The sequence below is a fragment of the Streptomyces sp. B5E4 genome (assembly GCF_039871555.1).
GTDB lineage: Bacteria > Actinomycetota > Actinomycetes > Streptomycetales > Streptomycetaceae > Streptomyces.
The window spans coordinates 25,852-37,653 of record NZ_JBDPMI010000030.1 but is presented as its reverse complement, the minus strand read 5'-3'; the positions used below and the strand labels follow the sequence as shown (position 1 = coordinate 37,653).

Sequence of the window (11,802 nt, the reverse complement as noted above, 5' to 3'; positions counted from 1 at the left end):
TGGAAGCCGGTAGCGGGCGGCCTGCTGGTCAGCGAGCGGGGCTCAGCTCACCCGGCCCTTGGCGTCGAAGCGCTTCATCTTGTCGAGCACCTGCTCGGAGGTCGGGTCGCGCAGTTCGTCGACGATGCGGCCGTCGGCGAGGAACACGACGCGGTCCGCGTACCCCGCGGCGACCGGGTCGTGCGTGACCATGACGACCGTCTGGCCCAGCTCGCGCACGGAGTTGCGCAGGAAGCCGAGCACCTCGGCGCCGGAGCGGGAGTCGAGGTTGCCGGTGGGCTCGTCGGCGAAGATGATCTCGGGCCGGGCGGCGAGCGCCCGGGCGACGGCCACGCGCTGCTGCTGGCCGCCGGAGAGCTGGCTCGGGCGGTGCTTGAGCCGGCCGGACAGGCCCACCGTCTCCACCACCTGCTGCAGCCACTGCTCGTCGGGCTTGCGGCCGGCGATGTCCATGGGCAGCGTGATGTTCTCCAGCGCGTTCAGCGTCGGCAGCAGGTTGAACGCCTGGAAGACGAAGCCGACCTTGTCGCGGCGCAGTTGGGTGAGCTTCTTGTCCTTCAGCCCGGTCAGCTCGGTCTCGCCGATGCGTGACGAGCCTCCGGAGATGGTGTCGAGGCCGGCCATGCAGTGCATGAGGGTCGACTTGCCGGAGCCGGACGGCCCCATGATCGCGCTGAACTCGCCCTGCATGAACTCTACGGAGACGCGGTCGAGGGCGACGACCTTCGTCTCGCCCTCGCCGTAGACCTTCGTCAGCTCGGTGGCGCCGGCCGCCGCCGCGCGGGCGTAGGCGGTACCGGGGCCGGAGGCGCCGGGAATGGTGGTGGTCACGGCGGTGGGCTCCTGTCGGGAGGGTGGTGTGCAACCTGTCCCCTCCATCGTTGCTGCGGATTCCGTCGCTCGGATCAGCCCGCGCTCCGGTTCCGGGCGAGACCGAGGAGGTACTCAGGGCCCCGGCGGCTCCTCCTCGGGGATGACCCGCACCCTGACGAAGGCACGGGACGAGGGCCGCCGGAGGGGCAATAAGGGAAGTGGAATTTCATCCGAGGACTTCTTCGACAACTCGGGCCTAATTCAAGCCAACATCAGTCCGTAGATGGCCAGTTCGGCCCATCCGCCCCGCTACTCTGGTTACGCGCCATGCGGTGGTCCGTACGCAGCGTGTGCGGGCCGGGAGTCCTGCCCGGATGGTGGAAAGCAGACACGGCGACCTTAAAAGTCGCTGGCCTTCGGGCCGTGCCGGTTCAAGTCCGGCTCCGGGCACCTCCCGGCAAGAGGTCGTCGACCTGCGAAGACGACTGGTCAGCAACGGTGACCCCGCCCCTCCGGGGCACCGCTGACGCCCCCTTCGACCTCGCCCCGGAAGTCTGGAACCGGCCACTTCGCTGAAACGTTCACCCAGATCCCGCCGCCGGCAGATCGGACCACTGCAGGCCCCCGGTCCGAGGCGGGTCCCCTCTCATCCCCTCCTCAGAATCCGCAGGTAGCCTCGCGCGCACGCGGTCGAGGACCCCCGACGGGAGGAGCGGAAGTGGCGCGCGGAACAGTGACGCTGGCGCGGGCGGCGGTCGTGGTGCGCGCGGGCGCGGCCCCGATGTGGTGGCTGGGTATCGCCGCCGCGGCGGCGGGTGCCTGGCAGGACGGGCTGACCGGTCAGTGGATAGGACTCTACGCGGGCGCGGCGCTCTTCCTCGTCGCGGCCCCCGCGGTCTGTGCGGTACGCCGCGGGCGCTGCCTGGCGCAGGCGCGCAAGGCCCAACGGGCGGGCCGCGGCGTGGTGTTGCAGGACCGGGCCGTGACCGTACGGGCATGGCGGCGGGCGCGCCGGTGGTGGCTGGCGGCGGCGTTCGCCGTCGCGGCCGGCTCGGCGGCGGCCATGCCGATCGCCGGCGGGTTGGTGCTGGCCGGAGCCGGTGCGGGGCTGCGGGCGAAGGCCGCGTGGCTCGGCCGCTGGGAGCGGGAGCAGGAGGCGCTGCTGTGGCTGCCGGTCGACGCGGTCACCGCCCGCGGTGCCGCAACGGGCGGTTCGGAGGCGGCGTACGTCCGTACGGGCATCGCCGCCGGCGACGCGCTGCCGGGCGGGGGCGTACGCCGGGGCTCGCCCGCCGCCGTCTGACGGCGGCGGGCCGGGGCGCGCGGTGGGGCGGGCGGTACGGCGGGCGGGCCCCGGGTGCCGGGTGCGCGGAGGCGAGCGGTATTCGCGTACCGGTAAATCCCGCCTTTTGCCGCCGGCGCCCACCGCACACTCCGAATTCAGCGGCACACGAATTACCCGGGTTAAGTGAAAAACAACGTTCCGCATTACCCGCGTAGGTGCGTCCCACCGGGGGGCCCAATCCGTTTCGGCGCCCATATCACCGTGAACGCGTAGAAAAAACGTCAGCGGAAGAGGCGGAGCGGGACCGTGCGGGCGAGGAGTGCGTATCCCTCGGGGTTGAGGTGGAGGTGGTCCCCGGTGTCGAGGGCCGGCAGCAGCGCGCGGGGGTGCGCGGGATCGCGGGTGACGGCGTCGAAATCCACGACGGCGTCGAAGCGCCCGCTGGTGCGGATCCAGTCGTTCACCCGCTGCCGGGTCGCCTCGCGCAGCCCCGCCGGGTCGTCGTACGGCGTGCTGCCGCCGAACGGCGTGAGCGTGGCCCCGTAGACGCGGATGCCCTGCGCGTGCGCGCGCGTGACGATCTGGTCGTACGCGGCCACCAGTTCGTCCCCGGTCTCGCGCTGCGCGGCCTCGGTGGCCGGTGCGGTACCGATGTCGTTGATGCCCTCGAAGACCAGGAGCCACCGCGCCCCGCTCACCGCGAGCACGTCGCGGTCCAGCCGGGCGAGGGCGTTGGGGCCGAGGCCGTCGTCGAGGACGCGGTTGCCGCCCGCGGCCTGGTTGACGACGGCGACGGGCGGGGCGCCGGGCCCGCGCAGGCGGTCGTTGAGCAGGTCGGGCCAGCGGTCGTTGCCGTTGGTGGTGGAGCCGCGGCCGTCGCTCAGCGAGTCGCCGAGGACGACGGCGGCGCGGGTGCGGGCGGGGGCCTCGGCCTCGACGCCGCTGAGGAAGTACCAGTGGTCGGTGGCCGTCGCCCCGGGCAGCGCGGCGGTGTCGGTGTGGTCGCCGGCCAGCACGTACGAGGTGGTGCGCGAGCCCGGGTGCGAGGTGACATCGGTGGACGCCTGGCCGTCGGCGAGGTAAAGGGTCACCGTCAGGTTGGCCCCGGGGGCGGCGTCGAGGCGTACGGGGTCGGAGACGACCTGCGCGCCGACGGGGACCGTCGCGGCCGGCCGGCCGCTGAACGTCAGCGGGCGCGAGCTGCCCGGCACGATGCCGTCGACGCCGGCCCGGCCGCCGGCGGGGAGGGCGACGGCGGCCCGGGTGATCGGCAGTTCGGCGCCGCCGAAGGCGTTGGAGAAGCGGAACCGGAGCCGGTCGCCGGGGACGGTGAGGCGCACGGTCTGGCGCAGGGTGGCGTCGCGCAGCACGCCGTCGTCCTGGGTGAACGGCGGCGGCGGCATGTTCGCCGGCTCGGTGAGCTGCGGCATCGAGGTCCAGGAGGCGACCCACTGCGCGGGGCCGCCGGGGGCGGCGGGTGCCGCCGCGGGGGTTCCGGCGGCGGGGGCGGGGCCGCGTAGCGCCTGGGCCGCCACCGCGGCGACCGCGACGAGGGCCATGACGAGCGCGGCGGCGAGGTACGGATACACGGCGGAGCGGCGGTCACGGGGGCGTGGGTACGCGGGCTGGGGCATCTGCGGCTCCCGGAGCGAGACGGCGAAATATTTCGAGATCCGTGCCGAAAATTTCTGACCGTACGCTACGGTCCGCCACCACCCCGGTCAACGCCGCCACTCGGGCAGGTTCATGCCACGCCACCGCGCGCCCACCTCCACCGGCCCGTGAACAACGTGAGCGGCGTGCGCGGCACCTGGAGCGCGTCGGCGTACGCGAAGCCGTACTGCTCCGCGATCCAGGCGAGCCGGGCGAGCTCCTCGACCGAACCGGCGTCGCCGGCCAGCGGGATCGCCTCGACCCCGGTCGTCTGCATGACCGTCATCGGCGCCCTGCCGGCCACCGGACCCCCTCGGCGGTCCCGCCGGCCTCACCGGGCGGCGCTCGGGGCCCGCCGGGGCCGCGTCAGTCCCAGTCGGACTTGTCCTTCTCCGCCCGCCGGCGGCGGAACAGCCCCGTGGCGTGCACGGCGTTCACGCCGACGATGCCGCCCCAGGTCACCAGCAGCCCGGCCAGGCCCTCGTTCACCACACCGATCGCCGACAGCGGGATCGCCAGCACCATCGACACGGCGGCGAAGCCGAACCGCTCGCCGAACGTGCCCTCCGGCGAGCCGGTGCCCGGCTGCGTGCCCCGCGCGACCTGCATCTGCTGCTCGGCGAGCTGGCGGCGCAGCCGGGTGTCGAACGTCCCGTCCATCCGCTGCTGCACCTTTTCGAGGAAGCCCTCGATCAGCTCTTCCTCGTACTCGGGGCCGAGGTCCCTGCGGGTCTGCAGGGTGGCATCGAGTTCACTCTTGATCTCCGGGTCCCGCGCACTCATACCCGTACGGTACGAGGCCGCGGGCACGGGTGCAGTAGTGCTACCCCCCCAATTCGTTCCGGTGCGCCCTTGCCGTCGTGCATACGGTCATGCAGAGTCGTCGTGCAGTGAATAGGACATCGGATCCGGAGGTGGGATGGTCTCCGCCGACGCGGGCGCCCGGCTGCAGAAGCTCTTCGAGGGGCGCCGGCTGACGCCGACCCAGCGCCGTATCGCGCACTGCATGGTGCGCAGGGCCGCCGACGCGCCGTTCCTGTCCAGCGTGGAACTGGCCGAGCTTGCCGGGGTGAGCCAGCCGTCCGTGACCCGCTTCGCCGTCGCCCTCGGCTTCGACGGCTACCCGGCGCTGCGCCGCGCGCTGCGCGAGGCGGGGCTCGGCGAGCCGGCGGGGCGGGCGGACCGGAACGAGTACCAGCAGGCCGTCCAGGCCGAGATCGAGAACCTGCGCAACCTCTCCGCGCTGCTCGCCGACCCCGCCTCCGTCGAGGACGCCGGCCGGCTGCTCGCCGCCTCCCGGCCGCTGCCGGTGCTCGGGCTGCGCGCCGCCGCGGCGCAGGCGCGCGGCTTCGCGTACTTCGCGGCGAAGGTCCACCCCGACATCCGGGTGCTCGACGAGGCCGGCTCGATGCTCGACGACCGCGTCGACGCCGCCGCCCGCGCCGGCGCCACGGCGCTGCTGTGCTTCGCGCTGCCGCGGCACCCGCGGGAGCTGGCCGGCGCGCTGCGCACGGCGCGGGCGACGGGGCTGACGGTGGTCACGGTGGCGGACAGCTCGTTCACGCCGGTCGCGCAGGACAGCGACGTCCTGCTGCCGGCGGCGGTGGGCACGGGGCTGTCGTTCGACACGGCGTGCGGGCCGATGCTGCTGGGGCGGGTGCTGCTGGAGGCGATGTGCGACGCGCTGCCCGAGGCGCAGGCGCGGCTGGAGGAGTTCGACGCGCGGGCGGCGGAGCGGGGACTGTTCCTGGACTGAGGCGTACGGGGAGCGCGGCGGACCGGGAGCGTACGCGCGGGGCGCCCGGCCCGTGCCGTACGCGAGGCGCATGCCCCACGGACCGCACGACCCGCCCGCGCCGCCGTACCCCCGGCCCCGGTCCCCGCGGGCGTACGTCCGCGGCGGCCTACCCCAGCTCCCCCACCGCCGTCTGCTCCGCGTCCGTTTCCGGGTCCGCCACCCGCCGCCTGCGCCGGTGCTTCAGCAGCGCCCACGGCCCGCGGCCGCCGGTCGGCCCCGCCGGGGCGACCTCCGTGCCGCTCTCGCCCGCGGCCCGGGCCGCGGCCTTGGCCACCGGCAGGTAGCCCTCGTCGCGGCGGACGTCCGGACGCTCCTCCTCCGCCGGCCACATGCCCAGCGCGGCGGCGAGGGTGGGCAGCAGGGCCATCGCGGCGGTGGCGTAGCCCTCCGCCGAGGGGTGGTAGTTGTCCGGGCCGAACAGCTCGCGCGGGTTGGCCGCGAACTCCGGGCCCAGCAGCGTGCCCAGCGACACCGTGCGCCCGCCGCGGTCGAGCACGGCGATGGTCTGCGCCGCGGCGAGCTGCCGGCTCAGCCGGCGGGCCAGCCAGCGCAGGGGCTGCTGCACCGGCTCGATCGTGCCGAGGTCCGGGCAGGTGCCGACGACGACCTCCGTACCCGCCTCACGCAGCCGGGCGACGGCGTCGGACAGGCAGCGCACCGACAGCGCGGGGGGCACCCGGTGGGTGACGTCGTTGGCGCCGACCATGATGACCGCGACGTCGGGCCGCAGCCCCTCCTCGTCCAGCAGCAGCGTCACCTGCCGGTCCAGATCGTCGGACTGCGCCCCGGAGAGCGCCACGTTGCGCAGGTCCACCGGCCGCTCGGCGACCGCCGCGAGCCCCGAGGCGAGCAGCGCCCCCGGCGTCTGCCGGGGGCGGTAGACGCCCTGGCCCGCGGCGGTGGAGTCGCCGAGGAAGGCCAGCAGCACCGGCCGTGCGCCGCGTCTGCGGCCGAAGGCCGCCCCGTACCGCCCGTCGGCGCGCGGCGGCTCCTCGTCGCTGCCGCCCACCCGGCGCCGCGCCAGGTGCACCTCCGCGACCAGCACGCCGAGCGTCGCCCCGCCGAGCAGGCCGATGCCCCCGCCGCCGTACGCCGCCGCCGCGGCGATCCGGCGCGCAGCCCTCGCCCTGGTCATCGACATCGCCTCTCCGTTCCGCGCCGGCCCCCGGGTGCCGTGCCGCGCCGTGTCCGTACGCACCGCTGCCGCCTGGTCCGTACCACCGTGTCCGTACCGTCGCCGTGCCTGTCCCTGTCCGCCGTCCGTCCCCTCCCCTTCTCTGTCCTACGCCGTCTGCCCCTCCCGTCCGCGGCGGCGCGCGGACACCCCCCTCCCGCCGCGGTCTACGCGCGTGCTAACACTTTGTTGCCCGGCCTTGTGCCCGGCTCAATCACCCGCGGCTAAAGCCGTACGCTGGGCTCGCCCCGAGAGCCACGGACCCTGGAGTGAGCGGTGCAGTATCACGAGTCGATCACCGACCTGGTGGGCAACACGCCCCTGGTCAGGCTGGGCCGCGTCACCCAGGGCATCCGGGCGACGGTGCTGGCGAAGGTGGAGTACTTCAACCCCGGCGGCTCGGTGAAGGACCGCATCGCGCTGCGCATGATCGAGGCCGCCGAGCGGTCGGGCGCGCTGCGGCCGGGCGGCACGATCGTCGAGCCGACGTCCGGGAACACCGGCGTGGGGCTGGCGATGGTGGCCCAGCAGAAGGGCTACAAGTGCATCTTCGTCTGCCCGGACAAGGTGTCGACCGACAAGATCAACGTGCTGCGGGCGTACGGCGCCGAGGTCGTCGTCTGCCCGACCGCCGTCGACCCCGAGCACCCCGACTCGTACTACAACGTCTCCGACCGCCTGGTCCGTGAGACCCCCGGCGCCTGGAAGCCCGACCAGTACAGCAACCCGGACAACCCGGCGTCCCACTACCACTCCACGGGCCCCGAGCTGTGGACGCAGACCGACGGCCGCATCACCCACTTCGTCGCGGGCATCGGCACCGGCGGCACCATCTCCGGCACCGGCCGGTACCTGAAGGAAGCCTCCGGCGGCGCCGTGCAGATCGTCGGCGCCGACCCGGAGGGCTCGGTGTACTCCGGCGGCTCGGGCCGCCCGTACCTGGTCGAAGGCGTCGGCGAGGACTTCTGGCCGGACGCGTACGACCGCGGGGTCGCCGACGAGATCGTCGCCGTCTCCGACAAGGACTCCTTCCGCATGACCCGCCGGCTGGCCCGCGAGGAGGGCCTGCTCGTCGGCGGCTCCTGCGGGATGGCGGTGGTCGCGGCACTGCGGGTGGCGGAGCGGCTGGACGAGAACGGCGTGGTCGTCGTCCTGCTGCCGGACAGCGGCCGCGGCTACCTGTCGAAGATCTTCAACGACGACTGGATGGCGGACTACGGCTTCCTGGAGGAGGCCGGCGCCGCGAGCGTCGCCGACGTGCTGCGCGACAAGGAGGGCAGCATGCCGTCGCTGGTGCACATGCACCCGGAGGAGACGGTGGGCGAGGCGATCGAGGTGCTGCGCGAGTACGGGGTCTCGCAGATGCCGGTCGTCAAGCCCGGGGCGGGCCACCCGGACGTGATGGCGGCGGAGGTCGTCGGCTCGATCGTGGAACGGGAACTGCTGGACGCCCTGTTCACCCGCAAGGCCGAACTGGACCACCCCCTGGAGAAGCACATGTGCCCCCCGCTGCCGCAGGTCGGCTCGGGCGAGCCGGTGGCGGACCTGGTCGCGGTCCTGGAGGGCGCGGACGCGGCGGTGGTGCTGGTGGAGGGCAAGCCGACGGGCGTCGTGTCCCGCACGGACCTGCTGGCGTACCTGGCGAAAGCCGCGGGCAAGGCCTGAAATCGCCACGTTGTCCACACCCTTCGCACACGTATCACCACGCACCGCTACGATGCCTGCGTATCGCGGTGACGACACGTGCGGAGGGACAGATTGGCGGACCGACTCGCAGTCGACGGCGACGAATTAGAGCGCTTCATGCGCCTGCTGAAGCGCTCGGTGCAGTCACTCGAAGGGGTCCACAAGGCCCTGCGCGACTCCACCGTCAGCGGACTCGGCACGGACAACCTCGATGACGCGTGCCAGGACTTCCAGGACGACTGGAAGTACGGCACGGGGCAGATCGGCGAGCAGGTAGCGGAACTGGCGGAGATCGTCGGGGACAGCAAGGAGAGCTACGCAGAGGTCGACAAGGCCCTGGAGGAGAACCTGACGAAGGCTGCCCAGGGAGGCGGCACATGACGAACGACGGAGCGTCGGGCTTAGAGGGCACCCTGCCCCTGCGGCCGGGCACCAAGCCCGCCGAGCTGGTCCCGCCCGAGCAGGCGTGGCGCGGCAACCAGCCCCAGGGCCTCCAGCCGGGCACGGTCCCCGACCGCTACCCCCACCTGGGCTTCAACCCCGCCCCGGGCAGCACGGACACCGTCCACGCCCTGCGGGCCAAACTGATCAAGTGCGCGAAGGTACTGGACGAGACCCGCGACATGATCACCAAGCTGATGGACGGCAGCTATTGGAAGGGCGACGCGGCCGTCGCGTTCCGGGAGCAGCTGGAGGACGGCCCGCTTCCCCTCAACCTCAAGAACGCCGCGCACTCCATCAGGAAAGCCGCCAAGCAGCTCGACCGCTGGGAGTCGGAACTCGGCGACTTCCAGCGCCGCGCGGGGAGACTCGACGAACGCGCCCGCGACGCGCGCCGCACCCTGGACGAGGCGGAGTCCCGCGCCGGCGCCTCAAAACAGGACGCCAGCGACCACACCGGCCGCACCGGCGACCGCCCGGACCTGAGCGCCAGGAAACCCCCGGACGACCCCGGCTCGGAGGCGACGCTGCGCCGCCTCAACGCGGCGGTGGACGACGCCCAGGCCGCACTCGACCGGATCCTGGCGAGCGCGCGCACCCTGGCTTGGGAACACGAAACGGAGGCAGCGGCCCGCGCGAACGACATCCGCGACGCCACCGACAAACTGGCCCCCCAGGAACCGGGCTTCTTCGCCAAGGCAGCAGCCTGGATCACGGAAAACCTCCCGGACATCCTGAGCATCGCGGCAGGCGTGGTGGCCTTGGCCGCCCTGACGATCGTCACGGGCGGCACAGCAACGGCGATCCTGCTGCTGGTGGCAGCAGGCCTGAGCGCGGGCGCGCTGGCCATGAGGTTGTCCGACCCGGCCGTGCGGGCGTCCATCTGGAACGGCATCTCGAAGGGTGAGTTCGACGCGGAATTCTTCTCCAACGTGGTGAGCGTCGGCGCCGACGTGTTCGGCACGATTCCTGGCCTAGCTGCGGCAGGACAGGGGATCAAACTCGGCACGAGAGCCATTCAAGCAGGCGCCGAGACTCTGACACTGGGTCAGAAGTTCAGCACCGTGGGCAACCGCATCCTGACGGAGGCGCAAGGAATCGCCGCACTGGACAACCCCGTGCTGACTCGGATTGTACATGGAGTACGGCTTCCTGATTCGGCAAAGGATGCTATCCAGATCGCCGCAACTTCCAGCGGCGTACTCTCGGGAGGAATCGGCCTGCTCACGGAGAACGAGGCAGTCGGAATTTCAGGCACTTCAATCGGCGGCCTGGAGATCGTAGGAATCAGCAGTGGAGATCTGATCGCCCTCCTCCCCCGCGTTTTCCCCTGACCCCTGCCCTGGCAGCAATCTCGAATGAGGTCTCGCGTGTACCCGTCCGACTACCCCACCGCCTGGGAGCACCCGCCGACCCGGCGAGCCTGGGCGCGGCAGACAACGATCAGCATCCTTGCCTTCATCGGGTGGTTCCTCAGTCCATGGTGTCTCGTGTTCGTGCTTGTCGGGTTCCTCCCCACGGCGTTCGTCGCCGTCTTCGTTATTCCCATCTGTTACGGGGCGTATCGCGCCTGCATTCAGCCCCTTGTCATCTCCTTCGACTTCCGCATTCGAACTCTCCTTCGAGCCTATCCATGGCGGCTCGACGAAACCCCATACAGCCTCTCCGCCCACCCAGAGGCATCGTCCACGAAACCCTGGTTCGAGTTCCCCCATCCCGAACGGACGGGGGAACACATACTGATGTTCCTTCATCTGCATTACCGCACCGGATTCTGGGACAGGCGTATGGCACCACGCGCCAAGCCTGAGCTGAAGGCACAGTTGTCGCCGATCTGGTTCGCCGGCGATCCGCGCTTCTTCGGCGTCATCGCCGCGACCAAGCCTGGAAGCGATAAGGCCGCCCCTGTACCGAGGCGCCTGCACCTGCTCGTCCAGATCGGCGCCAGCAAGAGGGAGGCACCGATCGATGTCAATCCATGGCAAGCCGCCCCTGAAGATCTTGCCCGTGCCCGGCAAGCCGTAGGTTGGCGAGGCCCACGTGACTGAAGACCAGCCCACGTACATCCTCAATGACTCCGCGACCGCCCCCGACCGTGAAGCCTGGTTCGCGCTGCCCGCCGGATTCACCACCCTGCCGCTCGGCGCTCTCACCGCTTCGTCCGACAGCACCGACGGCTCGCGGCTGCGGGAAGTGGTCGATGACATTCTTGCCGGGGTTCCCGACGGGGTCGGTCGGCAGCAGGTGATCGGGCAGTTAGCCGGCGCTCAGCGGATGATGCTCGCCTTACGCGAAGAAGGCGTCGTGCACTGTTCGCTGGGGCTCCATCGCGACGACGACGGCGACGGGCGTCTGCTCACCTCGTTCTTCACCTTCCGGTGGCAGGAGATCAGTCGCGCTCCCCGGCACCTCACCGCCGCCCGCGCCGTCGCCGAAGGCCACGACCGTATCGAGGTCCTCGACCTCCCCTGCGGCCCCGCCGCACTCGGCGAGGTGGCGAGGACCGTCGCGCCGGATCTCGGGCTGGCCGTCGAGCGGCTGCTGCAGATTCACGCCTATCTGCCCCATCCCGACGGCAGCCGGCTCGTGGTGCTCACCCTCACCACCCCCACCGTGCAGCGCCGCACCCACTACCGCGCGATGCTGCACGACGTCGCCGCGCACGTCAGCTTCGACGACCCGCTGGTACACCTGCGCACACACGTGTGACGCGGGGACCGCCGCACCCCCGGTGCGTGCACCAAGGGGCGGGACGACGGCGGTCCCCGCGTGGGGGACGCGGGCCGGTCAGGCCGTGCCCTGCGTCCGGCGACCAGGAGGTCCGGGAGCCGCTCCGGAGGTTCCTTGCCGACGTCCTCAAAGATGCCCGACCCGTGTTAACCCCGTGCTGCGCCGGCGTGACACCCTCGTACCGTTTGCGGAATCACACGCGGAATCGCACGCCGATTCGCG

Annotated in this window: 12 protein-coding genes and 1 tRNA gene; 8 read left to right on the top strand and 5 right to left on the bottom strand. The window is 72.2% G+C overall.

Annotation, left to right across the window (positions count from 1 at the left end; translation table 11 throughout):
- Window positions 1-42: 42 nt before the first annotated feature.
- Window positions 43-831, bottom strand: coding sequence for an ABC transporter ATP-binding protein (locus ABGA99_RS29355; RefSeq protein ID WP_347580545.1), 789 nt, complete (start codon window positions 829-831; stop codon window positions 43-45).
- Window positions 832-1,181: 350 nt separating this feature from the next.
- Here ABGA99_RS29355 and ABGA99_RS29350 point away from each other — a divergent pair.
- Window positions 1,182-1,263, top strand: a tRNA-Leu gene (locus ABGA99_RS29350).
- A gap of 268 nt (window positions 1,264-1,531) precedes the next feature.
- Window positions 1,532-2,116: a hypothetical protein gene (locus tag ABGA99_RS29345; RefSeq protein WP_347583798.1), complete on the top strand. Its 585-nt coding sequence runs from the start codon at window positions 1,532-1,534 to the stop codon at window positions 2,114-2,116.
- Between the two features lie 263 nt (window positions 2,117-2,379).
- Here the strand turns inward: ABGA99_RS29345 and ABGA99_RS29340 are convergent, their stop codons facing one another.
- The 3 genes from ABGA99_RS29340 to ABGA99_RS29330 form a co-directional block, all read right to left on the bottom strand.
- Window positions 2,380-3,732, bottom strand: a complete 1,353-nt coding sequence (locus ABGA99_RS29340; RefSeq protein WP_347583797.1) for an SGNH/GDSL hydrolase family protein — start codon at window positions 3,730-3,732, stop codon at window positions 2,380-2,382.
- 110 nt (window positions 3,733-3,842) lie between these two features.
- Window positions 3,843-4,028 (bottom strand): hypothetical protein, encoded by a 186-nt coding sequence (locus ABGA99_RS29335; RefSeq protein ID WP_347583796.1) that lies wholly within the window; start codon window positions 4,026-4,028, stop codon window positions 3,843-3,845.
- A gap of 89 nt (window positions 4,029-4,117) precedes the next feature.
- Window positions 4,118-4,534: a hypothetical protein gene (locus tag ABGA99_RS29330; RefSeq protein ID WP_347580549.1), complete on the bottom strand. Its 417-nt coding sequence runs from the start codon at window positions 4,532-4,534 to the stop codon at window positions 4,118-4,120.
- A 136-nt stretch (window positions 4,535-4,670) separates the two neighbouring features.
- On the opposite strand from ABGA99_RS29330, the gene ABGA99_RS29325 reads away from it, so the two are divergent.
- The gene (locus ABGA99_RS29325; RefSeq protein WP_347580550.1) at window positions 4,671-5,507 is read left to right on the top strand and encodes a MurR/RpiR family transcriptional regulator; all 837 of its coding nucleotides are present in this window, start codon (window positions 4,671-4,673) and stop codon (window positions 5,505-5,507) included.
- Between the two features lie 148 nt (window positions 5,508-5,655).
- Here ABGA99_RS29325 and ABGA99_RS29320 read toward each other — a convergent pair whose 3' ends face one another.
- Window positions 5,656-6,690: an SGNH/GDSL hydrolase family protein gene (locus tag ABGA99_RS29320; RefSeq protein WP_347580551.1), complete on the bottom strand. Its 1,035-nt coding sequence runs from the start codon at window positions 6,688-6,690 to the stop codon at window positions 5,656-5,658.
- Window positions 6,691-6,999: 309 nt separating this feature from the next.
- Between ABGA99_RS29320 and ABGA99_RS29315 the strand changes: the two genes are divergently transcribed.
- The 5 genes from ABGA99_RS29315 to ABGA99_RS29295 all read left to right on the top strand — a co-directional run bounded on the left by ABGA99_RS29315 (window position 7,000) and on the right by ABGA99_RS29295 (window position 11,559).
- Window positions 7,000-8,388: a cystathionine beta-synthase gene (locus tag ABGA99_RS29315; RefSeq protein WP_347580552.1), complete on the top strand. Its 1,389-nt coding sequence runs from the start codon at window positions 7,000-7,002 to the stop codon at window positions 8,386-8,388.
- A 93-nt stretch (window positions 8,389-8,481) separates the two neighbouring features.
- Complete coding sequence (locus ABGA99_RS29310) at window positions 8,482-8,790, top strand: hypothetical protein (protein ID WP_347583795.1); 309 nt, start codon at window positions 8,482-8,484, stop codon at window positions 8,788-8,790.
- Window positions 8,787-10,184: a putative T7SS-secreted protein gene (locus ABGA99_RS29305; protein ID WP_347583794.1), complete on the top strand. Its 1,398-nt coding sequence runs from the start codon at window positions 8,787-8,789 to the stop codon at window positions 10,182-10,184. Before ABGA99_RS29310 ends, ABGA99_RS29305 begins: the two co-directional genes overlap by 4 nt.
- Window positions 10,185-10,220: 36 nt before the next feature.
- The gene (locus ABGA99_RS29300; RefSeq protein ID WP_347583793.1) at window positions 10,221-10,898 is read left to right on the top strand and encodes a hypothetical protein; all 678 of its coding nucleotides are present in this window, start codon (window positions 10,221-10,223) and stop codon (window positions 10,896-10,898) included.
- The gene (locus tag ABGA99_RS29295) at window positions 10,891-11,559 is read left to right on the top strand and encodes a hypothetical protein (protein ID WP_347583792.1); all 669 of its coding nucleotides are present in this window, start codon (window positions 10,891-10,893) and stop codon (window positions 11,557-11,559) included. The genes ABGA99_RS29300 and ABGA99_RS29295 overlap by 8 nt, the downstream gene beginning before the upstream one ends.
- The last annotated feature ends 243 nt before the right edge of the window (window positions 11,560-11,802 follow it).